This is a genomic window from Jiangella alkaliphila (assembly GCF_900105925.1).
GTDB classification, from domain to species: Bacteria; Actinomycetota; Actinomycetes; order Jiangellales; family Jiangellaceae; genus Jiangella; species Jiangella alkaliphila.
Window position 1 is genome coordinate 515,723 of the sequence record NZ_LT629791.1, and the last position, 26,546, is coordinate 542,268.

At 70.3% G+C, this 26,546-nt stretch carries 25 protein-coding genes and 1 tRNA gene; 15 read left to right on the plus strand and 11 right to left on the minus strand.

From position 1 onward, the window contains the following. Positions 1-5 precede the first annotated feature (5 nt). The gene (locus tag BLV05_RS02370) at positions 6-731 is read left to right on the plus strand and encodes a hypothetical protein (RefSeq protein ID WP_152690532.1); all 726 of its coding nucleotides are present in this window, start codon (positions 6-8) and stop codon (positions 729-731) included. 31 nt (positions 732-762) lie between these two features. Continuing rightward, complete coding sequence (locus BLV05_RS02375) at positions 763-1,446, plus strand: hypothetical protein (protein WP_046766609.1); 684 nt, start codon at positions 763-765, stop codon at positions 1,444-1,446. An 80-nt stretch (positions 1,447-1,526) separates the two neighbouring features. Here BLV05_RS02375 and BLV05_RS02380 read toward each other — a convergent pair whose 3' ends face one another. Continuing rightward, positions 1,527-3,911, minus strand: coding sequence for an ATP-binding protein (locus tag BLV05_RS02380; RefSeq protein WP_082154888.1), 2,385 nt, complete (start codon positions 3,909-3,911; stop codon positions 1,527-1,529). Between the two features lie 47 nt (positions 3,912-3,958). On the opposite strand from BLV05_RS02380, the gene BLV05_RS02385 reads away from it, so the two are divergent. Together BLV05_RS02385 and BLV05_RS02390 are read left to right on the plus strand one after the other, a co-directional pair. Beyond that, positions 3,959-4,828, plus strand: coding sequence for a carbohydrate deacetylase (locus tag BLV05_RS02385; RefSeq protein WP_052762058.1), 870 nt, complete (start codon positions 3,959-3,961; stop codon positions 4,826-4,828). A gap of 70 nt (positions 4,829-4,898) precedes the next feature. Continuing rightward, positions 4,899-5,729, plus strand: a complete 831-nt coding sequence (locus BLV05_RS02390) for a PP2C family protein-serine/threonine phosphatase (RefSeq protein ID WP_052762057.1) — start codon at positions 4,899-4,901, stop codon at positions 5,727-5,729. A gap of 2 nt (positions 5,730-5,731) precedes the next feature. Here the strand turns inward: BLV05_RS02390 and BLV05_RS02395 are convergent, their stop codons facing one another. Beyond that, the gene (locus BLV05_RS02395) at positions 5,732-6,157 is read right to left on the minus strand and encodes an ester cyclase (RefSeq protein ID WP_052762056.1); all 426 of its coding nucleotides are present in this window, start codon (positions 6,155-6,157) and stop codon (positions 5,732-5,734) included. Positions 6,158-6,229: 72 nt separating this feature from the next. On the opposite strand from BLV05_RS02395, the gene BLV05_RS02400 reads away from it, so the two are divergent. Then, on the plus strand, positions 6,230-6,907 hold the full coding sequence (locus BLV05_RS02400; protein ID WP_046766607.1) for a TetR/AcrR family transcriptional regulator: 678 nt from the start codon (positions 6,230-6,232) through the stop codon (positions 6,905-6,907). A gap of 24 nt (positions 6,908-6,931) precedes the next feature. Here the strand turns inward: BLV05_RS02400 and BLV05_RS02405 are convergent, their stop codons facing one another. Both BLV05_RS02405 and BLV05_RS02410 read right to left on the minus strand, forming a co-directional pair. Beyond that, the gene (locus tag BLV05_RS02405) at positions 6,932-8,350 is read right to left on the minus strand and encodes an MFS transporter (protein ID WP_082154886.1); all 1,419 of its coding nucleotides are present in this window, start codon (positions 8,348-8,350) and stop codon (positions 6,932-6,934) included. Between the two features lie 75 nt (positions 8,351-8,425). Next, on the minus strand, positions 8,426-8,818 hold the full coding sequence (locus tag BLV05_RS02410) for a VOC family protein (RefSeq protein ID WP_046766606.1): 393 nt from the start codon (positions 8,816-8,818) through the stop codon (positions 8,426-8,428). A gap of 127 nt (positions 8,819-8,945) precedes the next feature. Between BLV05_RS02410 and BLV05_RS02415 the strand changes: the two genes are divergently transcribed. Both BLV05_RS02415 and BLV05_RS02420 read left to right on the plus strand, forming a co-directional pair. Continuing rightward, positions 8,946-9,653 (plus strand): TetR/AcrR family transcriptional regulator, encoded by a 708-nt coding sequence (locus BLV05_RS02415; protein ID WP_197683509.1) that lies wholly within the window; start codon positions 8,946-8,948, stop codon positions 9,651-9,653. A gap of 34 nt (positions 9,654-9,687) precedes the next feature. Then, positions 9,688-10,143: a Fur family transcriptional regulator gene (locus BLV05_RS02420; RefSeq protein WP_046766605.1), complete on the plus strand. Its 456-nt coding sequence runs from the start codon at positions 9,688-9,690 to the stop codon at positions 10,141-10,143. A gap of 115 nt (positions 10,144-10,258) precedes the next feature. Here the strand turns inward: BLV05_RS02420 and BLV05_RS02425 are convergent, their stop codons facing one another. Both BLV05_RS02425 and BLV05_RS02430 read right to left on the minus strand, forming a co-directional pair. Further along, positions 10,259-11,035 carry an endonuclease/exonuclease/phosphatase family protein gene (locus tag BLV05_RS02425; protein ID WP_052762055.1) on the minus strand — a complete coding sequence of 259 codons (777 nt, stop codon included), beginning with the start codon at positions 11,033-11,035 and terminating at the stop codon, positions 10,259-10,261. Between the two features lie 16 nt (positions 11,036-11,051). Further along, entirely contained in the window at positions 11,052-11,828 is a 777-nt protein-coding gene (locus BLV05_RS02430; RefSeq protein ID WP_046766604.1) for a DUF72 domain-containing protein, read from the minus strand. A gap of 39 nt (positions 11,829-11,867) precedes the next feature. On the opposite strand from BLV05_RS02430, the gene BLV05_RS02435 reads away from it, so the two are divergent. Both BLV05_RS02435 and BLV05_RS02440 read left to right on the plus strand, forming a co-directional pair. Next, positions 11,868-13,040, plus strand: a complete 1,173-nt coding sequence (locus BLV05_RS02435) for an allantoate amidohydrolase (protein WP_201777956.1) — start codon at positions 11,868-11,870, stop codon at positions 13,038-13,040. Next, the gene (locus tag BLV05_RS02440; protein WP_046766603.1) at positions 13,037-14,350 is read left to right on the plus strand and encodes a formimidoylglutamate deiminase; all 1,314 of its coding nucleotides are present in this window, start codon (positions 13,037-13,039) and stop codon (positions 14,348-14,350) included. The genes BLV05_RS02435 and BLV05_RS02440 overlap by 4 nt, the downstream gene beginning before the upstream one ends. Before the next feature lie 6 nt (positions 14,351-14,356). On the opposite strand, the gene BLV05_RS02445 is transcribed toward BLV05_RS02440, so the two are convergent. Together BLV05_RS02445 and BLV05_RS02450 are read right to left on the minus strand one after the other, a co-directional pair. Beyond that, the gene (locus BLV05_RS02445; protein WP_046766792.1) at positions 14,357-15,718 is read right to left on the minus strand and encodes an FtsX-like permease family protein; all 1,362 of its coding nucleotides are present in this window, start codon (positions 15,716-15,718) and stop codon (positions 14,357-14,359) included. A gap of 2 nt (positions 15,719-15,720) precedes the next feature. Beyond that, positions 15,721-16,500 (minus strand): ABC transporter ATP-binding protein, encoded by a 780-nt coding sequence (locus BLV05_RS02450; protein ID WP_046766602.1) that lies wholly within the window; start codon positions 16,498-16,500, stop codon positions 15,721-15,723. Positions 16,501-16,644: 144 nt separating this feature from the next. Here BLV05_RS02450 and BLV05_RS02455 point away from each other — a divergent pair, with 144 nt between their 5' ends. The 5 genes from BLV05_RS02455 (at position 16,645) to BLV05_RS02475 (ending at position 21,033) form a co-directional block, all read left to right on the plus strand. Then, entirely contained in the window at positions 16,645-17,196 is a 552-nt protein-coding gene (locus BLV05_RS02455; protein ID WP_152690530.1) for a hypothetical protein, read from the plus strand. 81 nt (positions 17,197-17,277) lie between these two features. After that, positions 17,278-18,018 carry a YcnI family copper-binding membrane protein gene (locus tag BLV05_RS02460; protein WP_046766601.1) on the plus strand — a complete coding sequence of 247 codons (741 nt, stop codon included), beginning with the start codon at positions 17,278-17,280 and terminating at the stop codon, positions 18,016-18,018. Between the two features lie 61 nt (positions 18,019-18,079). Further along, on the plus strand, positions 18,080-18,649 hold the full coding sequence (locus tag BLV05_RS02465) for a copper resistance CopC family protein (RefSeq protein WP_052762052.1): 570 nt from the start codon (positions 18,080-18,082) through the stop codon (positions 18,647-18,649). Beyond that, entirely contained in the window at positions 18,649-20,658 is a 2,010-nt protein-coding gene (locus BLV05_RS02470; RefSeq protein WP_046766600.1) for a cytochrome c oxidase assembly protein, read from the plus strand. Before BLV05_RS02465 ends, BLV05_RS02470 begins: the two co-directional genes overlap by 1 nt. Positions 20,659-20,960: 302 nt before the next feature. Continuing rightward, positions 20,961-21,033 (plus strand) — tRNA-Phe (locus tag BLV05_RS02475). A 247-nt stretch (positions 21,034-21,280) separates the two neighbouring features. Here BLV05_RS02475 and BLV05_RS02480 read toward each other — a convergent pair. From BLV05_RS02480 to BLV05_RS35455, 3 genes are all read right to left on the minus strand, one after another. Further along, entirely contained in the window at positions 21,281-22,120 is an 840-nt protein-coding gene (locus tag BLV05_RS02480) for a serine hydrolase domain-containing protein (protein WP_267884841.1), read from the minus strand. Positions 22,121-22,621: 501 nt separating this feature from the next. Then, on the minus strand, positions 22,622-24,364 hold the full coding sequence (locus BLV05_RS02485) for an AIPR family protein (RefSeq protein WP_052762051.1): 1,743 nt from the start codon (positions 24,362-24,364) through the stop codon (positions 22,622-22,624). Positions 24,365-24,478: 114 nt separating this feature from the next. After that, on the minus strand, positions 24,479-25,765 hold the full coding sequence (locus tag BLV05_RS35455; RefSeq protein ID WP_152690529.1) for a hypothetical protein: 1,287 nt from the start codon (positions 25,763-25,765) through the stop codon (positions 24,479-24,481). A 354-nt stretch (positions 25,766-26,119) separates the two neighbouring features. On the opposite strand from BLV05_RS35455, the gene BLV05_RS02490 reads away from it, so the two are divergent. Then, on the plus strand, positions 26,120-26,305 hold the full coding sequence (locus BLV05_RS02490; protein WP_046766597.1) for a hypothetical protein: 186 nt from the start codon (positions 26,120-26,122) through the stop codon (positions 26,303-26,305). Positions 26,306-26,546 lie beyond the last annotated feature (241 nt).

The window sequence follows — 26,546 nt, forward strand, 5'->3', positions numbered from 1 at the left end:
GACGGTTGCCGACCTTCAGCACCGCGTGTCCTAGTGGCGATAGTTGCCGCGGCACCTCCGGCGACGCCGGAGATCGTACAGACACGAGGAAGGCATCAATGCCTCAGACCTTGCCCACCGTCCCAGACGGAAGCCCTCGCCGCTCCACCTCGTCGGTTCGCGCCCGCCTCGGCGCCGTCATCAGAGCGTGCTCGATCGGCGCCGTCGTCGTCGGCACCGGTCTCGTCGCGCCGACCGCGGCGAACGCGACGCCGTATCCCGACGGCGAGCTGGCCGACAGTGCCGGCCACGCCTTCTGCTTCACCCCCAGCTTCGACAACTATCCCGAACACCGCACGCGTGTCACCTGGGCGATGAGTCGCCTCGACACGCAAACGGACCTGTTCGATATCCGGGAGACCTGTGTTGCCGGAACCGACCTGTGGTGGTGGCGGTCCGACCTGCCCGGAAACCTGCGCGGCACCTACTCGTGCTGGGAGCGGACGCCGACCAACCGGTGCGACTCGGCCAACATCAACATGGACTTCCCGGAGATCAACCAGGGCCCCGCCAACGACGTCTACGACCAGCAGAAGACGGCCCTCCACGAGATCGGCCACAGCGTCGGGCTGGGTCATCACTCTCCGTCCGCCCACAACTGCGTGATGATCAGCGGCGAGATCCCCAGCTCGAGCCTCACGTGGCGGTCCTTCCACTCCCACGACGTCTCCCACATCAACGCGACCTTCTGAGCCGCCCACACGTCGATAGGACACGTGAACCATGAAGACCACCATCGCGATCGTCACGTCGTGCGTGGCCGCTGCGGCGCTCGCCGCCGGATGCTCTGCCACCCACGAGGCCGACACCACTGACGCCACCGATGCGGGCTCCGCGCGCGAACTGGCCGACCTGGCCGGCGCCGGGATCCACTTCGACTACACACCGCTGGACTCGGCGGCGGACGCCGTCGGGCAAGCCGATCTGATCGTCTCCGGCACCGTGGTCGACGTGACCGAAGGGATCCGCCTCGACAATCCCGCAGCCGCTGCCGCCGGCCGTTCCGCCGACGCCTATCCGACCTTCGTGATCGCCGTCGACGAGGTCCTAGCCGGCGCGCCTGAGCAGGTCACCGACGGCAAGGTCTATGTCTCCGTCCAGACGAACATCGCGCACGGTCCCGACGAACTCGCCGTGCTGAACCCGCAGGCCGAGATCGTCGCCGTGCTCGACGACATCACCACCTGGCGGCCCCAGCCGGACACGACCGTCACTCGCCCGTCGGCCATCCCCTCGCAGGCCGGGCTCTACGCCCCGTACCGGGATGGGTTGTGGCTGCAGGGCGCCGCCGACGACGACATGCTCGGCATCGACGTCGCGCACTCCGATCTCGCACCGGGATGGGGGGCCGTGCACGACCTGACGGACTTCTCCGCTGCGATCAAGCAGGCCGTCGCGTCGGACTGATCAGGTCCGGCAGGCGCGCGGCGGTTCCGGTCACGACGCACGGGACCGCCGGCGGCCACCGACGGCCCCACCCCCCGTGGTCACGCGCTGGTAGCCGGCGAGCCCACCGACGTCAGCAACGAGCGCACGTGATCGGCTTCCGGGTGCTCGAGGGCGGTCAGCAACCGCAGTGAGCTCTCCCATGCGGTTCGTGCGCTGCCGGGGTCGCCGGCCGAGACGTAGGCCTCGCCGAGGCGCGCGAGCGCTTCGGCTTCCTCGTAGCGTTGGTCGAAGGCGCGCAGCAGATCCACGGCCCGCCGGTAGCAGTTCACCGCCGCGCGGAAGTCGCCGAGTTCATGGTGCGCGTGGCCGAGGCTGTGCCAGGTGGCCGCCGCCCCGCGGCGATCACCCAGCCTCTGTTGCAGGGCGAGTGCGCTGAAGCAATGGTTGACCGCGCTGAGGTGATCGCCGAGTTGAGCCATCAGCCAGCCCAGGTTGTTGTGGACGCGCGCCTGTCCGGCCAGGTTGCCTGTCACGACATACAGACTCAAGGAGTCGATCGCGTAGTCGATGCTCCCCTGTCGCTCGTTCTGCGACCACAGCACCTGCGCCAGCGTGCAGGTGACGTCCGCCTGCGCGGCGAGATCGCCACTCTGGCGGAACCACGTGAGCGCATCGGTCAGGTTGCGGCGCGCCTCGTCGAGGCGCTCCAGCCGGACGCATGCCAGACCAGCACCCTTGTCGGCCTGCGCCCGCGCGGCCGGGTCACCCAGGTGGGAGGCCGCGTCCTGGCCGATCCGCTGCACGGACAGGTTGTCCTCCCAGAGGCCGGCCCAATCGAGGAGATCCCGCATGGCCCAGGCCAACCGCCACGCGTGGCCGTCGAACCCGGTGTCCCGTGCATCGCGCTGCACGGCCACGAGCACGGACCGCTCGGCCGCGAACCACGACGTGGCTCGAACGTGGTCGGCCATGGCCTCCGGAACCGCGTCCGGGTCCGGCGACGGCAGGGCCAACGGTGATCGGTGCGGCTCGAGCCGCATGGCCGCCGCGTGCGCCGTGTGCAGATAGTGATCGAGCAGTCGTCGTCGCCACATCTGCCGTTCGGACTCCGGATCGAGGCGATCGCTGAGTTCACCGGCATAGCCGCGCAGCAGGTCGTGGAGGGTGTACCGGCCCGGCGCCGGGGAGTCCAGGAGATGGGCGTCGGCGAGCTCGGCCAGCAGCAGGGCCACCCGTGGCTGAGCGGCTGCGGCGAGGCTGGCCGCGGCGGAGATGCCGATGTCCGGGCCTGGCGGCAGGCTCAGCAGCCGCAGAAGCCTGGCAGCGGCCGGGCTGAGGACGCGGTACGACCAGGAGAACGCCGCCCGGAGATCCGTCGCGGGGTCGTCGCGGTCGAGGGCATCGAGCCGTTCACGCACCTGCCGGAGCTGGTCGGCCATCACGGCCAGCGAGAGCCCCGGCTCGGTGACGGCGCGAGCGGCGGCGATCACCAGGGCGAGCGGGAGCCGTCCGCAACCGGCCACGACGGCGTCCGCGGCATCCGGTTCGGCCCGAACCCGCTCCTCACCGAGTCGCTCGGCCAGCAGCACCCTCGCCTCGGGTTCGGACAGCAGATCCAGTGCGAGCAGCCGGGCTCCCTCCGCCGCGACCAGCCCGGACAGCCGGTAACGGCTCGTCACGACGGTGAAGCAGGTGCGCGATCCTGGAAGCAGCGCCCGGACCTGCTCGGCGTCCCGGGCGTTGTCCAGCACGATCAGCATGCGCCGATCCGCGAGCAGGCTTCGGTAGAGGCCCGCCCGCGCCTCCACGCTGGCTGGGATCCGCTGCGCAGGGACCTGCAGTGCGTCGAGGACCCGCAACAGCGCCTCGGCCGGAGTCACGGGTGTGCCGGCCGGATGAAAGCCACGCAGATCGACGTAGAGCTGTCCGTCCGGGAAGTGATGCCGAGCCCGGTGGGCCCAATGCAGCGCCAGCGTCGTCTTGCCGACACCGGCCATGCCGGCGATGACCGCGACCGGCCGTGGCGACGCGGGCTCGACGGCATTCGCGGTGCGGTCCAGCAGCGTGAGTTCTTCGTCGCGGCCGACGAATCCCCTCACGGCGACGGGCAGCTGCGCCGGAACCATCCACGGCCCGCTCGGCGACGACGCGGCGGTGTCGTCGTTCACCCCGGCGACTGACCCGACGAGTGCCGCACGGTCCGTTGCCGACAAGGCCAGGGCATCGGCGATCAACCGCAACGTCGAGGCGCGGGGACGGCGGATCCGGCCGGACTCCAGCCCTCGTACCGTGCCGACACTCAACCCCGACCGTTCCGCCAGCTCGTCCTGGGTCAACAACGCTCGTTCTCGCGACGCCCGCACCAGCTCGGCGAGCTCTCCAGCCGTAGCAGCGATGGGCACCCCCGCGATGTCGACGGTCGGACGTGGAACCGCTTTCCCAACCGGCGCGACGAGGTTACCAAGCGTGTGCCTGCGTGTCATGACCTGGCGTCGCGATCGATGACATCCTCGTCGGCGGAGGAGGTTCCATGGCGAGCGAGGGCGCCGAGGCGCTGGGCTTCGCGCCGGCGGCCCGCGTGCTGATCGTCAACTGCGACGACCTCGGCATGCACCCTGCCGTCAACGCGGGGATCGTCGAGGCGGTGGAGGACGGGATCGCCGTCTCGTGCAGCCTCATGGTGCCCGGCCCGGCCGCCACCAACGCGATGCGGCTGCTACGGGAGAGGCCGTGGCTGCCGTTCGGCGTCCATCTCACCATCATCCGCGACTCGGCCGACTCCGCGTGGGGGCCGGTCGCGGCGCGCGAGCGGGTGCCGTCGCTGCTCGATCCCGCGACCGGTGAGCTGTTCACCAACAGCGCCGTCGACCGCGACCGCCTGCTCGCGCGGGCCCGGATCGAGGACGTCGAACGAGAGCTGCGCGCGCAGCTCGACACGGTGCTGCGGGCCGGGCTGGCGCCGACCCACCTGGACTGGCACTGCCTCGCCGACGGCGGCCGGGCGGACGTCTTCGAGCTCGGCCTGGCGCTCGCCGCCGAGCACGGGTTGGCGGCGCGGGTCTGGCTGGACGAGGGACGGGCGGCGGCGCGGGCGCTGGGCAAGCCCGTCGTCGACCACGCGTTCCTCGACAGCTTCGCGCTCGACCCGGCCGACCCGGCCGGCAAAGCGGCGACGTACGAGCGGCTGCTGCGCGAGCTGCCGGCTGGCCTGAGTGAATGGGCCGTCCATCCGGCGCTCGCGACGGCGCAGTGGCGGGCGATCGAGCCCACGGGCTGGCGGGTGCGGGCGACCGACCACGCCTTCCTCACGTCCGCCCGCGCCCGCGGCGTCCTGGCCGAGGAAGGGATCACGGTGATCGACTACCGGCCGCTCCAGCGGGCCTGGGCGGCGACAACCTGAAGCAGGTTGCGCGCGGACCGCACACCGTCGGAGGGTGGGGGCACCGAAACGGCGAGGAGACGAGGTGCCGATGCTCCGATTCCGGCCGGCCGCGAGGTCCGACCGCGGCCTCGTGCGCGCCAACAACGAGGACTCCGGTTACGCGAGCGCCGGGCTGCTGCTGGTGGCCGACGGCGTGGGCGGGAACGCGGCGGGCGAGGTCGCGTCGGCCAGTGTCGCGCACGTCGTCGCGTCGTTCGTGCTCGGGTCGCGGGAGCGGCAGGACCCGGTCGCGCTGCTCAGCGACGCCGTGGGTTACGCGTTCGCGCACCTGAGCGACGGCGTGCGGCGCGATCCGGCGCGGGCCGGCATGGCGACGACGCTGACGGCGCTGCTGGCCGACGGCGACGGGTTCACGCTCGCGCACGTCGGCGACTCGCGTGGCTACCTGCTGCGCGGACCCGTCCTGCGACAGCTCACCCGCGACGACACACTGGTCCAGGAGCTGATCGACGAGGGCCGCATCACGCGCCAGGACGTCGCGTCGCACCCGTACCGATCGGTCGTCGTCCGGTCGGTCGCCGCCGAGAGCCCGCCGGTCGTGTCGATCGTCCGGGTCGAGCTAGAGCCCGGCGACCGGGTGCTGCTGTGCAGCGACGGCCTGACCGACCTCGTGCCGGACGACCTGATCGTGCGGCTGCTGGACGACGGCTCGCCGACGACGGCGGCGCAGCGGCTGGTCGACGCGGCGCTGGCCGCGGGCGGCCGCGACAACGTCACCTGCATCGTCGGCGACGTCGACGACGGCAACCCGCACGTGCGCAACGGCCACCTGGTCGGGGCGCACCAGAACCCGGTCAACCTCATCGATCCGGCGGCCGCGCTCGCGTACAGCCTGGAGCGGGGCGCGACCGTCGAGTGAGGTCAGGCCGGCTGTGCCGCAGGCGCCGCCGACAGCTGGCGCATCAGGCCGGCGTCGTCGCGCACCGCCCAGTGCTCGACGCCCTTGCCGCCGGCGAACCGGATCAGGTGCATCTGCCGGTAGCTGAACGACCGGCCGGTGGGCGCGAGGCCGAAGAAGTCGCCGACGTGGCGGCCGCTGTGGGTGCAGTGAACCGCGACGGTGTCGCCGTCGGCGAGCACGTGGTGCACCGTCCACTTCTGGTCGGCGAAGGCGCCCGCGAGCAGGTGCATGTAGAACGCGATGCCGCCCAGCCCGGGCGGCGTGCCGGGCGGTGCCTCGTGGTTGACGAACTCGTCGCTGATCAACTCTGCCAGCGCGGCGTCATCGTTCGCCGGGAAGATCTCCTCCAGCACGCGCCGGGCGCTCTCCTTGATGTCGGTGGTCATGACGTCCCCCCATTCTGAACGCCGGCGTGTCGGGCCGGCTCCGGCTAATTCATGACAGTATCATTCTCCTCAATGTCGGAGATCGCAAGCCCCAAGCGCAGGTACGACTCGACGAACCGCCGCGCCCGTGCCGCCGAGACCCGGACCCGCATCGTCGAGGCGGCCAGCCGCGTCTTCGTCGAGCTCGGGTACGCGCGGGCGACGATCCCGCGCATCGCGGCCGAAGCCGGTGTCGCGGTCGAGACGGTGTACCGATCGGCGACGGGCAAGGCCGGCCTGCTCGAGGCCGCCGTCCTCGCCGCCGTGGCCGGCGGCGCCGAGCGCTCCGACGTCCCGGTGGAGCAGCGACCGGCGATCCGGCGGATCATCGACGAGCCCGACCCCGTGCGGCAGCTGCGCGCCTACGCCGCGACGCAGCCGGGCATCTGGAGCCGGGTCGGGCCACTGCTGCACGTGCTGGACGCGGCCGCCGCCACCGACGACGCCCTGCAGGCGTTGCGGATCCAGCAGGCCGAGCTCCGGCACGCCGGGCTGCGCCGGTTCGCCGACCTGCTCGAATCCCGCGGAGCACTGCGGGCGGGGGTGACGCCGGACCGGGCGGCCGACGTCATCTGGACGGTTTGCGCGCAAGCCAACTTCGACGCGTTCGTGCTGGCGTGCGGCTGGTCGCACGAGGAGTACGAGCGGTGGATCGGCGACACGCTGATCCACGCCCTGCTGCGATCCGCGCGTCCCGGTGGAAACCCATGATCATCGGCGATGATCATGGGGTGGTCAGACGGAGTCGGGGACGGGGTCGAGGCGCTCGGCCTCGGGACCCAGTGGCCCCTCGGGGCCGACCGCCGCCGTTGCAGCCAGGCCGTCGTCCGGCCCGCTCGCGGGACCGCGCTCGGGCGGCTCGGGGTCGTCGCGCAGCGGGTGGGCGAGCTCGTCGGCCGGGAGCTTCGCCCAGATGATCGCCACGACGGCGACCACGGCCGGGACCACACCCGCGATGACGAACGTGGCCCGCAGGCCGATGAGCTGGGAGATCGGGCCGGCCAGCGCCATGGACACCGGCATCAGCGAGATGGACACGAAGAAGTCGAGGCTGGCGACCCGGCCCAGCAGCGCAGGCGGCACCCGCCGCTGCAGCAGCGTCCCCCAGATGACCATCGGCGCGGAGAACATCGCCCCGAGCAGGAACGCCGCCCCGATGACCACCCACACGGAGTTCGCGAAGCCGATGACCACCATGGGCAGGCAGCCGACGCCCCAGAGCAGGTTCATCCAGGTGAGGTAGCGGCGCGGCATGCGCATGGACGCCATGATCAGCGAGCCCACCGCGCCGCCGATGCCGAACGCGCCGAGCACCCACGCGTGGTCGCCGGGGCCGCCGCCGAGGCGGTCCTTGATGATGAACGGCGTCAGGACCTCGAGCGGACCCATGAGCACCAGGATCATCAGGCTGGCGAACAGCAGCGTGGCCAGCAGCCACGGGGTGCGCCACATGTACGCCAGCCCCTCGCGCATGTCGGCCAGCGCGGTGCGGACGGGGTGGGCGACGGCCTCGGCGGGCAGCTCGCGGCGGACCGGCGTCTTCGGGACGGTCGTCAGCGCCAGCAGTCCGAGCGCCGCCGCCCCGGCCGCCACCAGTACGGCGGAGCCGGGGTTGGCCATGCCGACGACGGCGCCGGCGACCGCCGGACCCAGCGCCTGGCCGATGGTCGGCCGGACCATGCCCTCGAAGCCGTTGACCGCCATGAGGTCGGACTCGGGCACCAGCGCCGGCAGCCAGGCGGAGTAGGCCGGGTAGTAGAACGCCATGCCCACGCCGGTGACGAACCCGACCACGGCCAGGTGCCACAGCCGCGTGGCGTCGGTGAGCGAGAGCGTGGCCACCAGCGTCATGCCGCCCAGCTCGATGCCGGCCACGCAGAGCAGGATGGTCTTCTGCGGGACGCGGTCGGCGACCACGCCGGCGAGCAGGGCCGGCAGCAGCACGCCGAAGGCCGACGCGGTGGAGACGACGGAGAGCTGGGCCGGCCCGCCGCCGAGGCGGATGACCTCCCACACCTGCGCCACGATCCAGACGCCCGAGGCGAACGTCGAGAACACCAGGGCCACCGCCAGGCGGCGGTAGGCCGGGGTGCGGAACGGCGTCAGCGCGCGCGGCAGCGGCCGGCCGGCGGCGACGGGTTGTGCGTCAGTCATCGTGGGTCCTCCGCGATTTGATTGTGCCGATACCGACTGACAAAGTCGTGCGAATTCATCGCCGCCGGGCTCCGCTCAGGCGGCGGCGGCGTCCATCCACATCAGCTCCCAGTGGTGACCGTCGGGGTCGAGGAAGCTGCGGCCGTACATGAAGCCCTCGTCCATCGGGTCCTTGGCCTTCTCACCGCCGGCGGCCAGCGCCTTGTCGGCCACCTCGTCGACCTCCTCGCGGCTGCCCAGCTCGAGTGCGAGGACGACCTGCGTGCCGGAGGTCGAGACGCCGTTGGTGACCGTCTCGGTGAAGAACCCCTCGGTGACGGCCATGACGTAGATGGAGTCGGTGAGCCGGAGGCAGGCGGCCTGCTCGTTGGAGAAGTCCTCGACGAGGGTGAAGCCGAGCGCCGTGTAGAAGTCGATGCTGCGGCGAAGGTCCTGGGTGCAGACGTTGACGAAGATCTTCCGGGACATGAGGCACTCGCTTCCTGATCTGTGTCCGCCGGTCAACTGTTTCCGGCTGAGGACAACTGTGTCCTACAGATACTGTTTCCGCAAGACTCAATTTTGATAGAGTTCGGGAAACGGAAGGTGAGGGCACGTGGTGACGGACTCGGACACGACAGCGGATGGCACGATCCAGCTGCTCTGGGGGCTGCGCGAAGGGCCCACCCGGGGCCCGAAGCCGGTGCTCAGCCTGGAACGCATCGCCCAGGCGGCGGTCGACCTCGCCGACTCGGAGGGCCTGGCGGCGGTCTCGATGCAGCGGGTCGCCGCCGACCTCGACTTCACCAAGATGTCGCTCTACCGGTACGTCACCGGCAAGGACGAGCTGGTCGCGGCCATGATCGACCTCGCCGTCGGTGAGCCGCCGGTGTTCGACGAGCTGCCCGGGACGTGGCGGCCGCGCATCGAGGAGTGGGTCCGGCTGCTCGGGCGCACGTGGGAGGCGCACCCCTGGCTGCCCTGGGTCACCATGGGCGACCGCGTCATGGGACCCAACGAGACCGGCTGGACGGAGCTGTCCGCGGCCGTGCTCGCCGAGAGCGGGCTGACCGTCCCGGAGCGGATGAGCCTGGCCCGGATGCTGGGCGGGCACGTCCGCGCCACCATGTCGGTGTCCACCGCGGGCACCCAGCCGTGGGTCAACCGCCGGCAGGCGGACCTGCTGCGCGAGCACGCCGAGCTGTTCCCCACGCTGCGGTCCATGCTCGACGGCGCCGACCCGCCGCCGGACAACGGCCGCGACTTCGGCCTGCGGCTCATCCTCGACGGCGTCGAGCGGCTGGTCGCCGAGCGCTCGACCTGACACCGCAACCCCATGACCATGGGACACTGAAGGGGTGGACGTCGATGTCAGCGCCAACGTCGCCTCGGTCGAGCGCGCGCTGGATCGTCTGCGCGCCCGCGGGCACCGCGTCACCGGCGCCCGCCACGCGGTCATCGAGGCGCTGGCGACCGTCGACGGCCACCCCAGCGCGGAGCAGCTGTCCGAGCAGGTCCGCGAGCTGCACCCGACGGTCCACCGCGCGACGGTCTACCGCACCCTCGAGACGCTGGCCACGCTCGGCGTCGTCACGCAGGTGCACGTCGGCGGCAGCGCCACCACGTACCACCTGGCCGGCGACGCCACCGGACACGACGACCACCTGCACGCCAGCTGCCGGGTCTGCGGCCGCATCATCGACCTCCCCAGCGACCTGCTCGACCCGATCAAGCGCCGGCTGGCCGACGAGAGCGACTTCCAGCTCGACCCGCCGCACATCGCGCTGTCCGGCACCTGCCGCAGCTGCCAGTAACCGGCCCGGAACCCGGCTCAGACATCGAGTGTCGTCGGGCCGGACATGGCCCCAGCAACGGTCACCGTGGCTCGTCGCTCGCACCGACGAGGTCGAGGAGACCTCCGGCCCCCTCTCATCGCCGGTATGTCCGGCCCTCCTGGAGCCGCAGCGTCGCCCGGACCGGCCAGTGGTCCGACGGCAGCCGGCCGCCCGGCCGCTCCCGCTCGACCGCCGCGTCCTCGAACGTCCACTGCGGGCTCGCCAGGATGTGGTCGATGCGCCGTCCGTCCTCCTTGCCCGTGAAGCCGTGCACCGTCCCGCCGGTCACCGGCGCGAGCCGGAACCCGGCGTCCAGCAGCGGCCCCATGACCTTCCGGTCGCCGTGGACGGCGTTGAAGTCGCCCATGACGACGGCGGGGACGGCCGGGTCCAGCCACCCGACCAGCTGCCGGACCGAGGCCGCGCGGTTGGCCGGGTGCCGCTCGTCGAGATGGGTGTTGACGACGGTGAACTCGCGGGCCGTGCGCTGGTCGCGGCAACGGAGGAGGGTCGCGACGCGCGGGAACGACGCGTCCGGCAGCCGGGTCCCGGGGACGTCCGGCGTGTCGCCGTACCAGCGGGTGCGATGCTCGAGGACCCGGACGAACCCGCCGCTGACGGCGACCGGGCACTGCTCGCCGGACGTGCCGCCGTCACGTCCCTGCGTGAACCACTGCGCGCCGGGCAGCCGCCGGGCCAGGTAGCGGCGCTGGAACTCGTAGACCTCCTGCAGCCCCAGCACCTCCGCGCCCAGCGCGCCGATGGCCGCCGCCGTCGCGCCGCGCCGGAACCACCACGAGTTCAGCCAGTCGAGGGCACGGCCGTTGCGGATGTTGAACGTCGCGACTCGCAGCACCAGACCGGGGTCCACGGCGGCAGCGTAGCGCTCAGGTGGGGACGGTGTCGGCCAGTGACGGGGTGCGGGTGACGGACCGGCCGGCCCGGCGCAGCACGCCGGCGAACCGGACGGCGTCGCGGACCGCCGCGCCGTCGGGGTCGTTGTTGAAGTAGACGAAGACGTCGCGGTCGTCGGCCCAGGTCGCGGCCAGCCGGTCGGCCCATGCGCGCAGCGCCTGGCCGCCGTACTTCGGCCACGGGTGCGCGGCGCCCTCGTGCAGCCGCAGGTAGCCCCACCCGGCCGTGCGCCACAGCGGCGTGACCGGCCGGCCCTGGCGGTCGGCCCAGCACAGGGCCGCGCCGTGCCGCTCCAGCAGCGACCGGATCTCGTCGGTCCACCACGACTCGTGCCGCGGCTCGACCGCCACCCGCACGTCGCGCGGGAACAGCGACAGGCACCGGTCCAGCCGGTCATGATCGGCCCGCAGGTTCGGCGGCAGCTGGAGCAGCACCGGGCCGAGCCGGTCGCCCAGCCCGGCGGCGACGTCCAGGAACCGGCGCACCGGCTCGTCCGGGTCGCGCAGCCGCCGCAGGTGCGTCAGGTACCGGCTCGCCTTCACCGCCATGACGACGTCGGCGGGCAGCCGCTCACGCCACGACGCGAACGTCTCGCGCCGCGGCAGCCGGTAGAACGCGCTGTTGTTCTCGACCGTCGCGAACCCCTCGGCGTACCGCTCCAGCCAGCGCCGTTGCGCCAGTCCGCGCGGGTAGAGCACGCCGCGCCAGGAGTCGTACTGCCAGCCCGACGTCCCCACGTGCACCACCATGGCCGGTTCAGTACCCGATCCCGCCTACCGTGGTCGTCCATGATCCCGAGTTTCGACGCGATGTGGGCCGACCTCGAGCCGGTCGGGCGCGACCCGCGCGGCGGCTACCGGCGGTTCGCGTGGACGGACGCCGACGCGCTGCTGCGGGAGTGGTTCGCAGCCGAGGCGGCCCGCCGCGGCCTGGCCGTCACCGTCGACCGCAGCGGCAACCAGTGGGCGTGGTGGGGTGAGCCGTCCGCCGGAACGAAGGGGGTCGTCGCCGGCAGCCACCTGGACTCGGTGCCCAGCGGCGGCGCGTTCGACGGCCCGCTGGGCGTGGTGTCGGCGTTCGCCGCGGTCGACCTGCTGCGCGAGCGCGGGCACGCGCCGGCGCGGCCGATCGGCATCGTGAACTTCGGCGACGAGGAGGGCGCCCGGTTCGGCGTCGCCTGCGCGGGGTCGCGGCTGGTCACCGGTGCGCTGCCGGCCGGCCGCGCGCTCGGCCTCACTGACGCCGACGGCGTCAGCCTCGCCCAGGCGCTGGGCCGCCACGGGCGCGACCCGGACGCCGTCGGCCCCGACCCGGAGGCGCTGGAGCGCGTCGGCGCGTTCGTCGAGCTGCACGTCGAGCAGGGCCGCGGGCTGGTCTACCAGAACGCGCCGATCGGCGTCGCCACCGAGATCTGGCCGCACGGACGCTGGCGGGTCACGCTCGCCGGCGAGGCCAACCACGCCGGCACCACACCGCTGGCCGACCGCAGCGACCCGATGCTCGACCTCGCCGCCCTGGTCACCGAGGCGCGTGCCGCCGCGACGAGACACGGCGTGCTGGCCACGGTCGGCAAGGTCGAGGTCGACCCGAACGGCGTCAACGCGATCCCGTCGCAGGTCCGGGCCTGGCTGGACTGCCGCGGCGCCGACCCTGACGCCGTCGCCGCCGTGATCGCCGACCTCGGCGGCTTCGGCCCGCAGAGCGAGTCGTGGACGGCCGCGACCGTCTTCGACCCCGCGCTGGCCGCGCGGCTGAGCGGCGTCCTCGGGAACGCGCCGCTGCTGCCCACCGGCGCCGGGCACGACGCGGGCATCCTCAGCGCCGCCGGCATCCCCACGGCGATGCTGTTCGTCCGCAACCCGACCGGCGTCTCGCACTCCCCGGCCGAGTTCGCCGAGCGCTCCGACTGCCACGCCGGCGTGGCCGCGCTGGCGGACGTCCTCGCGGAGCTGACCCGGTGACGGCGTTCTGGGCCGCGCACGCCTGGCTGCCCACCGGGTTGGGCGACGACGTGCGGATCGAGGTCGCCGACGGTGTCATCGTCGCGGCCGCGGCCGGCAGCGCTCCGGAGGACGGCGACACCCGGCTGCCCGGCGTCGTGTTCCCCGGGTTCGCCAACGCCCACTCGCACGCCTTCCACCGGGCGCTGCGCGGGCGCACGCACGACGGGCGCGGCTCGTTCTGGACCTGGCGCGAGGCGATGTACGCCCTGGCCGGCCGGCTCACCCCGGAGACGTACTACGAGCTGGCCCTGGCGACGTACGCGGAGCTGGCGCTGGCCGGCGTCACCGTCGTCGGCGAGTTCCACTACCTGCACCACGGCCCCGGCGGCACCCCGTACGCCGACCCGAACGCGATGGCCGCCGCGCTGCGCCAGGCCGCCCGCGACGCCGGGATCCGGCTCACGCTGCTCGACACCTGCTACCTGGAGGGCGGCATCGGCCGGCCGCTCGACGGCGTCCAGCTGCGGTTCGGCGACGGGACGGCGGACGCCTGGGCCGAGCGGGTGGCACGGCTGGCGGACGACGACGGCAGCCGCGTCGGCGCCGCGATCCACTCCGTCCGCGCCGTCCCGCCGGCCGCCGTCGAGACCGTCGCCGCCTGGGCCACGAAGCATGGCCGGCCGCTGCACGTCCACCTGTCCGAGCAGCCGGCCGAGAACGAGGCCGCGCTCGCGGCGTACGGCCGGACCCCGGCCCGGCTGCTGGCCGACCACGGCGCGCTCACCGCACGGACCACGGCGGTGCACGCCAACCACGTCACCGGCGACGACATCGCGCTGCTGGGCGCGGCGGGCACCGCGATCTGCGCCTGCCCGACCACCGAGCAGGACCTCGCCGACGGCCTCGCTCCCACCGGAGCGCTACGCACCGCCGGGTCGCCGCTGTGCGTCGGCAGCGACCAGCACGCCGTCGCCGACCTGCTGCTGGAGGCCCGGCTGCTGGAGCACCACGAGCGGCTGCGCACCGGCGAGCGCGGCACGTTCGACGCCGCGGCCCTGGTCGGCGCGCTCACCGAGAACGGCCACGCCGCGCTCGGCTGGCCGGGCAACGGCCGGCTCGCGCCGGGGGCGGCGGCCGACCTGGTCGCCGTCCGCACCGACACCGTCCGCACCGCGGGCGCCGACCCCGCCCAGCTGGTCATCGCCGCGAGCGGCGCCGACGTCGACACCGTCGTCATCGCCGGCCGCACCGTGGTCAGCGGCGGGACACACGAACGGGGCGACGTCGCGGGCCTGCTGACCCGCGCCATCGCCCCGTTGTGGGACTGAACGCCGTCACACGGCGACCGCCTGCACCGCAGGCACCCGGATCGCCTTCCGGGCCGCACCGAGGCACGACGCCAGCGTGAGCACGGCGGCGGTCGAGACGATGCCGACGTAGATGCCGATCGTGGCGTCCGGCAGCAGCTCGCCCGTGCGGGCCAGGCTGTACGGGAACACCGTCACGATGGAGCCGATCGAGCCGAACAGCACGCCGGCCGCCGCGAGCACGACGCCCTCCATGCCGACCATGCTCAGCACCTGGGGCGGCGTGGAGCCGACCAGCCGCTGCTGGCCGAACTCGCGGCGCCGGTAGGTGGTGGCCGCGACCAGCGTGTTGATCACCAGGATCGCCGCGAACACCGACAGCATGCCGACCACCACGAAGTTCAGCGTCTCGATCGCCTGCGCCTCGTCCGGCGGGATGGACGACCCGACCGCCGGCGGCGCCGAGTTCTCGATGCTCTGCATGTACAGCGTGCCGGTCGCGATGCCGGTGAACAGGATGATCGGCATCAGCGCGCCGGCCATGTGCTGCGTCCGGCGGCGGACGTTCTCGACGGCGAGGTAGCCGCTGGTCCCGCCGAGCAGCCGCAGCGGACCGGCCAGCACCGCCGTCACGGCCCGCACCAGCACCGGCGCGAACAGCGCCAGCCCGATGGAGAACCAGATGGACGCCTGACCGGCGGTCTGCATCGCGTCGATGCCCTTGTCCTCGAACAGCGCGACCGTGAGGATCGCGCAGTTCAGGCCGATCGCGAGGAACGCGATGGCGGCGATGGTGCGCTTGCGGGTCATCCGCGACTGCTCGATGGTGACCGCCGTCATGGCCTCCTTGGCCCCCATCCGCGTGGACCGGCGGGCGGTGACGATCGCGCCGCCGACCGCGGCGAGGAACGTCACGCCGACGCCGATGGACAGCGCCGCCGAGCCGAACCCGTAGGAGATGCCGTCGGCGACCTGGTCGGTGTTCTGCAGCATCTCCAGCAGCAGCCGGCCGGCACCGAGCGCCGGCAGGATCGCCAGCGCCGCCGCCGCGACGGCCACGACCGCGGCCTCGCCGACGATCATCCGTCCGACCTGGAACGGGGTCGCGCCGATGCTCTTCAGCAGCGCCATCTCCGACGCCCGCTGCCGCACCGACAGCGTCATCGTCGAGATCACCGCGAACAGCACGATGACCAGTCCCCAGCCGCCCACGACCAGCGCCATCGTCGTCAGCGTTTCCTCACTGACGTCGTCGACGCCGGCCCCGGCCGCGGTGTCGAGCAGTGCGGCGAAGGCCATGACGACGATCGCGCCGAGGAACATCGACAGGAAGCTCGCGACGAACCCGCCGGTGCGGTGCCGCAGCGAGCGGACAGCCAGCCCGAACACCGTCACTCACCCACAGCCGCGTGCAGGGCGACCGCGTCGCCGAGGTGGGTCATTCGCTCGGCGACGCCTTCCGCCGTCGGACGGTCCAGCGAGCCGGCGATGCGGCCGTCGGCCAGGAAGATCACCGAGTCGGCGTAGGAGGCCGCCACCGGGTCGTGCGTCACCATGACGACCGTCTGGCCGAACTCGCGCACGGCCTCGGCCAGCAGCGACAGCACCGTGCGAGCGCTGCGGCTGTCCAGGGCGCCGGTGGGCTCGTCGGCGAAGATCGCGCTCGGGTTCGTGACCAGCGCCCGCGCGATGGCGACCCGCTGCTGCTGCCCGCCGGACAGCTCGGCCGGACGGTGGTTGATCCGCTCGCCCAGCCCGACCCGCTCGAGGATCGCGACCGCGCGCTTGCGGTCGGCCCGCTTGCCGGCCAGCCGCAGCGGCAGCGTCACGTTCTGCAGGACGGTGAGCGTCGGCAGCAGGTTGAACTGCTGGAAGATGAAGCCGATGCGCTGGCGGCGGAACTTCGTCAGCGCGGTCTCGCTGCCGCCGGTCAGTTCCGCGCCGTCGATGAACACCCGGCCCGCGGTCGGCTGGTCCAGGCCGGCGGCGCACTGCAGGAACGTGCTCTTGCCGGACCCGGACGGGCCCATGATCGCGGTGAAGGTGCCCGGGGCGAGGCTGACGGACACGTCGTCGAGCGCCCGGACCGGGTTCTCGCCGGTGCCGTAGGTCTTGCTGACCTGAACCAGCCGCAGGGCTTCGGCGGCCCTCGTGATGTCATGCCCAGCCATGTCTCTCTCCGTTCTCGGGAGGCGCTCGTCTGCGCCTACGAGAAACCTAGGAATTCCCCCTGGCCCGGCACGATGGAGTTGACTCCCCAGTTGGGGTGGGGCTAGCCCCCGAGTCGGTCTTGACCGTCTCGGTACAGTGACGTCGTGCCAGGTCTCGGACGCGGTCGAGCGCGCTTCGCGCGCGGCCTGGTCATGTCCGCGGCCTGCCTGCTGCTGCCGACGCTGGCCCACGCGGCCGCCGGTGGTGACGTCTCGACGACTCCAGGCTTCGTCGCCGTGGCGCTGCTGCTGTGCGCCGCCTGCGTGGCGCTGGCCGACCGGCGGCGCTCGGTGGCCGAGATCGCGGCGATGCTGGTGTTCACCCAGCCGCTGCTGCATGTCCTGCTGACGCTCGACGGCCACCACGGCGCGGCGTCCTCCGTCGTCCCGTCCGCCGGCATGGCCGTGGCGCACGTGCTGTCCGCCGTCGTGCTGACGGTGCTGCTGGCCGGGGCCGAGAACGTCGTGTGGTCGCTGGCCTCGCTGTCCGCGACGCTGCTGCTCACCCGGGTGCGCGAGCTGCTCGCCTCGCCCGTCTTGTCCGCACCGCGGGTGCCGGCCAACGGTGACGACGTCGCCGAGGCCGCACCGCGCGGCGTCCTGCTGGTCCGGTCGACACCGTGGAGAGGCCCGCCGGCGCTGCCGGTCCCGGCCTGAACGAAACGGGGGACGTGGCGCCACGATCCGGCGCCGCGTGGCTTCCGTATATCTCCACGACTGAGACAAAGGACGCATTCCATGATCACACGTACCCTCGCCCGCGTGGGGCTCGCCGCAGGCGGCGCCATCACGCTCGGGGTGGTGCTCGCGGCCGGCGCCGCGGCACACGTCACCATCCGGCCGGACGTCGACACCGCCGGCTCCTACGCCAAGATCACCGTCCGGGTGCCGAACGAGTCCGACACCGCCGGCACGGTGCAGGTGCGGCTCGACCTGCCCGCCGACACCCCGATCCCGTCGGTCCGGGTCCAGCCGCACCCGGGCTGGACCGCCGAGCTCACCACCACCCAGTTCCCCGAGCCGGTACAGGTGGGCGACCGCACGCTCGAGGAGGCGGTCACGGCCGTCACCTGGACCGCCGACCCTGGCGTCCGCATCGACCCGGGCGAGTTCGACGAGTTCGCCATCTCCGCCGGCCCGCTCCCCGAGGCCGGCATGTACCTCTTCCCCGCCACCCAGACCTACGACGACGGCGAGGTCGTCGCGTGGGCCGAGGAGACGGTCGAGGGCGAGGAGGAGCCGGAGCGCCCGGCGCCCGTGCTCGAGGTCGTCGAGGCGACGTCGGAGGACGGCCACGGCGGCGGGGCGTCCGCCGAGAACGTCGCCGACGAGGGCGCGGACGAGGACTCGTCGGCCGCGTCGTCCTCGGACGGGGACGACAGCGACGCGCTGGCGCGCGGGATCGGCATCGGCGGCCTGGTCGTCGGCGCTGCCGGTCTGGGCGTGGGGGCCGCGGCACTGCGGCGGCGGAATGCGTAGCCTCCGTCGCCTGATCGGGGTCGCGGCGCTCGCAACGGCTCCGGTCGCCGGGCTATCCCTCATGGCGGCGCCCGCGGCCGCCGCCCACGACCAGCTGGTCTCCAGCACACCGGAGGACGGCGGCGCCGTCAGCACGCCGCTCACGTCGGTCGAGCTGGTGTTCAGCAACGCGATCCCCGCCGAGTTCGTGCAGGTCGCGGTCACCGACGCCGCCGGAGCCACGTTCCAGGACGGCGCGCCGCAGACCGTCGGCGACACCGTCACCCAGGCCGTCCAGCAGCTGCCGGACGGCGCATACACGATCGCCTACCGGGTCGTGTCGTCCGACGGCCACCCGATCGAGGGCGCCGTCGCGTTCACCGTCGCCGGCGTCGGCCCGGCCGACCCGCCGCCGGCCGAGACACCCACCGAGACACCCGCGGAGACGCCGTCGGAGGACGCGTCGACGCCGGCCGAGCAGCCGTCGGACGAGACCACCCCGGCCGCCGGCACAGACTCGTCCGACGACGGCGGTCTGGGCTCGACCGCGACCGTCCTGCTGATCGTCGGCGGCGTCCTGGTCGTCGCCGTGCTCGCGTTCGTCGCGGCCGGTGGCCGGCGGCGCGGCGCCACGGGGGACACTGACAGCTGATGAACACCTCGACACCGGCCGCCGACGTCATCCCGCCGACCCGCCAATGGGGCGTGGCGGCGGCCGGGATCGCCCTGGTCACGCTGGTCGTCGCCCTGCTGCTCGGCGGCGGCGACGCGACCGCCGGCATCCCCGGCCTGGGCGACCCCGGCGACGTCACCAAGTGGGGACTGCCGATCGCCCGGGCCGTGCTCGACGGCGCCGGCGCGGTCACCGTCGGGCTGCTGGGTCTCGCGGTCGTGCTGCCGGTGCGCAAGGGCCAGCTCGGCGGGGACGCGCTGCACGCGCTGCGGGCGGCGTCGCTGTCCGCGCTCGTGCTGGCCGTCGCCGCCGCCGTCGTCCACCTGCTGACCTTGTCCGACCTGGTCGGGCGGCCGCTCCCGGACGCGCTGGCCGGCGACTCGTTCCTCTCCTACACCTCGACGGTCGAGCAGGGCCGGGCGTATGCGGCGATGGTCGTGCTGGCGCTGGCGATCATCCCGGCCGCCCGGCTGACGCTGGGCCATGGCGGTGCCATCGCGCTGTTCTGCCTGGGCGTCGCGACGCTGGTCCCGCTCAGCCTGATCGGGCACTCGTCCTCCGGCGACTACCACCACTCGGCGCGGGTGTCGCTGCTGGTGCACCTGATCGGCATGGTGCTGTGGGTCGGCGGGCTGGTCGCGTTGTCCTGGTACGCCGGACGGCGCGGGCGGGAGCTGCCACGAGCGGCGCGCGCCTTCTCCGCCGTCGCGCTGGGCTGCTTCGTCATGGTGGCGGCCAGCGGGGTGCTGAACGCGTGGGTGCGGCTGTCGTCGCTGACCGAGGTGTTCACGTCCTCGTACGGGCTGATCCTGTTCGGGAAGGTGCTCGCGCTGGTCACGCTCGGCTGGCTCGGCTGGCGGCATCGCAGCCGCACGCTGCCGCAGCTGGACGCCGGCCGGCCGGGCGCGTTCCGGCGGCTCGCCGTCGGCGAGATCATCATCATGGCCGTGGCCCTCGGCCTCGCCGTCGCGCTCAGCCGCACCGAGCCGCCCGGCCCAGCGATCCCCGAGGTCAGGACCGCCGTCCGCACTCTCATTGGCTTCCCGATCCCGCCGGAGATCGGGCCCGGCCGGCTGTTCACCGAGTTCTACCCGGACGCGATGTTCGCGCTGGGCATCCTCGCCGCCCTCCTCCTCTACCTCGGCGGCGTCTGGCGCCTGTACCGCCGCGGCGACAAGTGGCCCGTCGGGCGGACCATCGCCTGGCTGGCCGGCCTCGCGACGGTCGCGTTCGTCGGGCTGAGCGGGCTGCAGACCTACGGCATGGTGATGCTGTCGGTGCACATGGTCCAGCACATGATCCTCATGATGGTGAGCCCGATCCTGCTGGTCCTCGGCGGTCCCATCACGCTGGCCCTGCGCGCCCTGAAACCGGCTCGACGGGGTCAGCTCGGCCCCCGCGAGGCCATCACCGCCGCCGTCAACAGCCCGGTCGCGCAGGTGCTCACCCACCCGCTGGTGGCGCTGGCGTTGTTCGTGTCGGGCTCGTTCACGGTCTACTTCACCGGCCTGTTCGAGTCGGCGATGCGCTCGCACACCGGGCACATGCTGATGAGCGCCCACTTCCTCGTGGTCGGCTACCTCTTCTTCGAGATGCTCATCGGCATCGACCCGCTGCCCAAACGGCCGCCGTATCCGGCGCGTGTGGTGTTGCTGCTGCTGTCGATGTCCTTCCACGCCGTGTTCGGCCTCGCCCTCATGGAGTCGTCCCGCCTCGTCGCCGGCGACTACTACCGCGAGATCGCCGTCGAGATCCCCTGGCTGCCCGATACCCTGGACGACCAGATCCTCGCCGGGCAGATCACGTGGGGCTTCGGCGAGCTGCCCGGGCTGCTGGTCATCGGCATCCTGTTCGTCCAGTGGTACCGCTCGGACGAGCGCGAGGCGCGCCGCTTCGACCGGCGCGAGGGCGAGGACGAGGCCGAACGCCAGGCCTACAACGCCTACCTCGCCGAGCTCGACGAACGGTCGCGCAACGAGAAGACCTGAGGTACTGGCGATCCTCACTCGGCGTGGGTGACCTCACCCGCCTGGAGACCGCCTGGGACTGGGTTTCCGCGTCGCCTACGGCTCTCCGGCGGGTGAGGTGCCCTGCCGGCGAGTGAGGTCGCCGTGCAGGCGTGCGTCGACCACAACGATGTGAGATCGCTGCGTCGACAGTGTGACCTTGCTGTCGTGGTGGGAACACTGATCCCCCATCGTTCTCGCAGCGAACTCACACCGTTGAGCGCCACGGTGACCTGATTTCGCCCCGCGCGTCGGCGTCGGTTAAACTCGTCCCGCCAACGCAAGGACAGGTAGCTCAGTTGGAAGAGCGTCCGCCTGAAAAGCGGAAGGTCGGCGGATCGAACCCGCCCCTGTCCACCCCTTGACCAGCGCATTCATCGGTCGCTGATTGACCGTGACTCACCGCGCCTGTCCGCGTTTCGCCGGTCGCTATCGCACGTACATCGCACGGCCGGACTCTGTCCGTTGGCCGGCGATTGGCCCTGCACGGCGCGCGGTCCGCCTGCTGCTCGGCTCCAGCTCATCCGCAAGTCGCCCCGGCCGGTGCCTAACACGGGCTGGGGACTTGATCCCGCCTGAGCTGCGTTACGTGAAGTCTCGGTGGTTACGACGGTGCTGGTGCGCGGGTGTAACGGTCGAGAATGCGCTCGGTGAGTTCGATCATGCTGGGGACGTCGCCGTTGTTGGCCAACGCGGTGATCGTGACTCCGAGGTCAGGCAGGCGGATTGCCTTGGCCGTCCATCCGCCGGGCCAGTTGCCGCCGTGGCTGTGTATCAGCACACCGTTCTCTCGGCTGACTCGCACCCCCCAGGCATAGTCGATCGGTCGGCCGTCCTCGAGCCTGCCGGGAGCGTGGATCAAGGCTCGAACGCGCCCGTCGATACTGCCGCCCGGGAGCAGCGCGTCATTCCAGCGCTGTAGGTCGTTGACGGTGCTCCAGGCTCCGCCGTCGCCAAGGCTGAGCGGCAGCGGCCAACGCTCACCGTGTTCGTCGTCCGGGTTGCCCGCAGCTGCACCGGCTGGGACGGCGGCGTGATGATCGCAGAATAGGGACTGTCGCATGTGCAGCGGTTCGAACAGCTGGTGAAGTGCGAGATCTGTGAACGGGGTGTCTGTGACGCGTTCCAGGACCGCGACGAGGCAGATGTAGCCGGCATTGCAGTACTGGTAGGCGCTTCCTGGTCGGAACTGCAACGTCGAACAGTTCTGCAGGGCTCGCATGACCGCGGGGCTGTCCCACTGGTGTTGACCGTTGGCGGCGATGTGCTGCTGCAGTGCAGCATCGCCGGGCAGTCCGCTGGTGTGGTGAATCAGATGACGGATGCGGACGTCGTCGCTCCACGCGGGAAGTTCGGGAAGCCATTGCCGCACAGGCGATTGGATGTCCAGCTGGCCGTCCAAGACCAGAGTTGCGGCACAGGCCGCGACCATCTGCTTGGACAGAGACCCGGTTTACGACACGGTGCTTGCGGTGAACGGGACTCCAGGTCGTGCGTGGCCGCGAGCCGCTGAAAGCAAGGCGCCGTCGGTGTCCCGGACTGCGACGGCAGCCCCGCAGGCGTCCTGGTCGTAACCCGCGCCCTCCAGCAGTGCTTCGAGCGTCGGATCTCTCATCGGGGCAGTATCCAGCATCTGGTCGGTCGCCCCGGACACCGGAGATCGGCGCGGGTGGCCCGGACGTTCCCGAGCTACCTCGCACCGCCGACGGCCGCACGTCGGCGGTGCGTTCGAGTCGGGTGAGTTGCTGGTGGCAGGACGTTGCCTCGTCGTCTCGCATCGCTCCTGCCGCACGTCAGGTGGCGGAGATGTGTCGCACATCTGTTGGCGGATCACACCACGAAGGCACAACGAAGGAAAGCCACCTAGGCCACGAGGAAGCGGCAATCTACGTCGCCAGGCACTCAGGACGAAACGTGTGTGTCCGCTTACCGCTCGCTCTCTGCGTCACTGGCCGTCGTCGGCGGCCAAAGGATCAAACTTCAGGCTGCTGAGGTGCAAGACGAAGTCAGGCCCCTTTGCGATCTTGTCGGGGGAGTCCCCACTCGCCTTACTGAAATCGACCTGCGCTTCGCGCACCAGCTCCAAGCACTCGTGTAGATCGGCGTCGGAGATGGTCTTTTCTCGCGCGGTGGAGTTGAGTTGTCCGACCGCGACGACACTCTGCCCGACCAGTCGCCGCGCAGCAACCATGGCGACATGGAAGCGGAGATCAGTCCGCTCTTGAGCCGTCACGCTCGGATCTGAAAGAAGGAATGCATCTATCTTCTTCTGCGACTCGGCCAACCAGAGGTACGTGGGTAGAGGCACTGAGCGCGAAAATACGCGCTTATAGTCTTCGTCGCGCTTCAACAAGCTTGACGGACGAGCGCGCGAGTTGTCCGGGCGCCCCAGGCCCATTGCCATCACAGCCTGGGCGAGTAGTGGAATGCTAATAATCTTTTCGGAGCTCTTGCCTATGTTTCGGTAGTAGTTCTTGCGCCTGTCGTAAAACCATCCGTGACCCAGGAAATATGCCTCGATATCTCGCTGGATATCGTCTGTTGCCCGCAGAGACGCTGCGGGAACTGAGGTCTGCCGATTAGTCGCCCTGATGACACGATCACGAGTCGCCAGATCGTCACCGGTCACCAAGATCCTCACAAGAACTGCCCGATCAAGCGCGGCGTGAGTCTCCTCCACGGCACTCAACTCATTGAAAATCGTGTACGAGGTCTGTAACCCATTTACGACCTGCACGTTGTCAAGGATATAGGTCTTGCTCACCGTGGAAGCGCTCGAGCAAACAACCGTAATTCCGTTGTTTAGCCACCAAAACTCGGGACTATCGACGTCCTTGATCGAGTCGCCGATTTCGCGATTTACCTCCACGTCGCCCTGATAGTCCCGAACGTTCCAGTCGAATATGTAGCGCCGGAGGGTGCCATCTTCATCCTTCAAGAACTTCACATAGTCGCGAAGCTTGACGAGCGCGACATGGCCATTTCCACGCGTGACGTTCTCCTGGAATTCTAGCTCTGATGTGTAGGACGGGACTGAGTTAACACGTTGCCAGAGCTCGACCGCACCAAGAAACTCGACGTGGGCCTCAGCGCCGGTTATTACCCCGGCAAGTTGCCGCTGCAGATCTCTGCCCTTGATCTCGACCTTAGCGTTAATGTCACTCGTGGTGCCCCGACTAGCGTAAACGAACCAAACCGTCACCGTTGGTCGCCTGGTCGCTAGTGCCCTGAGTGCCTTTCGGAATAGTGAGATCCGCTCGACGACCGCGCGCGAATAGAGTCTCAGGAGATCTTCCTCAGCCTCGCTAAGGTTGAGCAATCGCCTTGCCGAATCGGACGCCTTCTCGATCGCCGTCTCGGAGAAGGACTCCTCCCTCTTCGCTTGGACGAGCCACAATTCGAGCTTCGATCTCGCCGGATACTTGGTGGCGACGAAATCTGCGGCGAGTACTTCAGAGTCCTCGGTCAGCACAGCCTCGTTTAGGAGAGCATAAATTCCGTCGAAGCCGCCGTCATTACCGCCCCCAATGACGCCGTCTGAGATCTCCTCGGAGGAGAGTTCACGTTCCCGCAGCGCCTGCTCACAGGCGAAGAGCTCAAAGGCATAGTCGGCAGCGATGGGGGTAGTTCGCTCCGCCTCACGTTGGACCAAAACTTGATCGAGCAACACGAGCTCGTTGTTCACCATGCGCGGCAGCGTAGCCCACGCGTGGTGCGTCTTCCAGGCACCGAATGGGCGCCGCTCAGCGTCACCTGACGCGTGTGCGACCGCTGCGGGCATGAGATTGCCCGCCCGGTCCTCCTACTCGGCCGGAAGGGTTACGACGCCCGTAGCCCCTTTGAGCACCTGCAGCACGTCCGCGGCCCGCATAGCTCCGGCCTCGACCGCCGTTCGGAACTTAAAGATCTGCGCCGTATCCACGACCATGCCACCATCATTCGCGAAGTCGTGAACCGCATCGGGGTTCGAGATGAGCGGAAGAGGTCGCGAGGCCGGGTCCATTCCGCTGCGCTGATTGACCACGTACCACAGCGCGTCTGGCTCTCGATGGTTCTCCAGAGCGAACTTCACGGCAGGTCGCCTAAATTGTTGAAGGTCGTTTACCTTTGCGTCGCGCCGGCCGCCATATCCCTTGACCTCGACAAGAGCGACCCAGTCGCCGTCCCAGACCTGGAGGTCTTCAAGCTTCTCATCAGCGCGCTTCGGTAGGCCATCGGAGTCCACGACTCTGAATCCAAACAGTTCCAGAGTAATGCGGACCTCATCCACGAGGTCGTCACCCTGAGCCGTAAGCAGGCGTCTTTGTCCTTGCGCTGCCGCCTCGCCGGCATGGTCCAGCGCCGCTTCAAGTGCCTGACCTTGCGCGGCCCGCTCGGCTACGATCCGAGTTGTTTCTGTACCGTGAGCAAGTAGGGCATCCGAAGCCCTCGTCTCGGCAGCAGTGAACCATTCAGAGTTCGAGGTCCAATCGCTGGTCTCAGGAAAGCGCCCAGACTCGACCTGTCGCCACGCATTTAGCACTGCGGACAGCCAAGCACCTTTCTGGGGCGTGTCCGACGGCAGCCACCACCACTGAGCGCTTGTGGAGCTTTCAGTACGGTTCCAGTATCCGGCGGCGGCGTCCCCGTCTTCCTCTAGAACGATTGGACTCACCCGCATCGGACTGTCGCGCCAGTTTGACGGCGGCAGGATAAGGAATCGTGGACGCATACCAAGTAGGTAGGGCGCCAGCGACCTGTTAGCTAGGTCAGAAACCTCGGCAGATAGACCCTCCGAGGGCACAGCTAATCGCTCCCCGACACCGCGCCGATCGAACTCAACGTACCCGGGGTACTGAGTAGGAAAGAAAACTCTGTCCTCGTCGCTAAACTGCAGAACGTAGAGGTGTGACGCAGGACTTCGCTCGATTCCCTGCACTACATATGCGTCGAACTCCGCTTGTCGTACCTGTTCATCGATTGATGCTCCCGACTCCAGGAAGGCGACATGCGAACTAAGCGCAGCCAGCGCCTTTCCCAGTTCACTGCCCGGTGCGATACCGTCAGCGATTATCCATGGTTTCGGCTTGGCGCCATAAATGTTCGCCATTTAAAGGCCTCCTTGGCCAATTCAATGCTACGTGGTCTGGGGATTGCGGACCCTATCAACTACGCTGGCGAGGTGACTCATGTCAGTAACCACGATATTTGCACCGGCATTTTCTAGCCTAGCCCGCTTTCCAACTTTGTTGGCATAGCCGATGACAGAGGCCTCGTGACCAACCAGTCTACTGGTGTCGGCCGCTCTACTGGGTATTCACACCTGGCCCGATCGATCGAGAATTGTGTTATCAAGTACGGCTGCATCGGCAGCTACCTGCCGAGGTCTAAGATCTCCTTCAACGGCACGGGAGGCTATAGCTATATTGGTGGGAAGGGATAGCTTCGACAGGAGTGCGCTCAGGTGAAGACCGTTCTGCGGATGTTGGTTGTCTTCCTCATCTATTGCCTCGCGGTTTTTCTGCTCGCCGTGCTTCTTGGGAGCCTTGGCGGGCCGATAGGGAGTGTCGAACTGGTGATCATCATGATCGCGGTCGGCGTCGCTGAGGCCTACGTCATCAGGAGGATGGAGAGACGGCAGAGCGCCTGACGCATCACGACGGAGTGCCCGGGGGATGGTTATGCACCCCCGGGCACCTTTCGCTGCCTGCTGCAGTCGAGCCTGGACGGGCCGCCCACCGGCGCACATGGCGATGACTAGGTGTGGTCGTCCCGCCGCCCGCGCGGGCAGTGGACCGCACACCAACTTGCGACACGATCAGCTTCTCGTCGCGCAGGATGTCCAACGAATTCTGCACGGTCTGGCGGGCCACGCCGTTAGGTCTCGGCCA

Coding starts and splice junctions, on each gene's coding strand:
- BLV05_RS02375 (WP_046766609.1), top strand. CDS start 763: ATGAAGACCACCATCGCGATCGTCACGTCGTGCGTGGCCGCTGCGGCG.
- BLV05_RS02380 (WP_082154888.1), bottom strand. CDS start 3,911: ATGACACGCAGGCACACGCTTGGTAACCTCGTCGCGCCGGTTGGGAAA.
- BLV05_RS02385 (WP_052762058.1), top strand. CDS start 3,959: ATGGCGAGCGAGGGCGCCGAGGCGCTGGGCTTCGCGCCGGCGGCCCGC.
- BLV05_RS02390 (WP_052762057.1), top strand. CDS start 4,899: ATGCTCCGATTCCGGCCGGCCGCGAGGTCCGACCGCGGCCTCGTGCGC.
- BLV05_RS02395 (WP_052762056.1), bottom strand. CDS start 6,157: ATGACCACCGACATCAAGGAGAGCGCCCGGCGCGTGCTGGAGGAGATC.
- BLV05_RS02400 (WP_046766607.1), top strand. CDS start 6,230: ATGTCGGAGATCGCAAGCCCCAAGCGCAGGTACGACTCGACGAACCGC.
- BLV05_RS02405 (WP_082154886.1), bottom strand. CDS start 8,350: ATGACTGACGCACAACCCGTCGCCGCCGGCCGGCCGCTGCCGCGCGCG.
- BLV05_RS02410 (WP_046766606.1), bottom strand. CDS start 8,818: ATGTCCCGGAAGATCTTCGTCAACGTCTGCACCCAGGACCTTCGCCGC.
- BLV05_RS02430 (WP_046766604.1), bottom strand. CDS start 11,828: ATGGTGGTGCACGTGGGGACGTCGGGCTGGCAGTACGACTCCTGGCGC.
- BLV05_RS02435 (WP_201777956.1), top strand. CDS start 11,868: ATGATCCCGAGTTTCGACGCGATGTGGGCCGACCTCGAGCCGGTCGGG.
- BLV05_RS02450 (WP_046766602.1), bottom strand. CDS start 16,500: ATGGCTGGGCATGACATCACGAGGGCCGCCGAAGCCCTGCGGCTGGTT.
- BLV05_RS02460 (WP_046766601.1), top strand. CDS start 17,278: ATGATCACACGTACCCTCGCCCGCGTGGGGCTCGCCGCAGGCGGCGCC.
- BLV05_RS02465 (WP_052762052.1), top strand. CDS start 18,080: ATGGCGGCGCCCGCGGCCGCCGCCCACGACCAGCTGGTCTCCAGCACA.
- BLV05_RS02470 (WP_046766600.1), top strand. CDS start 18,649: ATGAACACCTCGACACCGGCCGCCGACGTCATCCCGCCGACCCGCCAA.
- BLV05_RS02485 (WP_052762051.1), bottom strand. CDS start 24,364: ATGGTGAACAACGAGCTCGTGTTGCTCGATCAAGTTTTGGTCCAACGT.
- BLV05_RS35455 (WP_152690529.1), bottom strand. CDS start 25,765: ATGGCGAACATTTATGGCGCCAAGCCGAAACCATGGATAATCGCTGAC.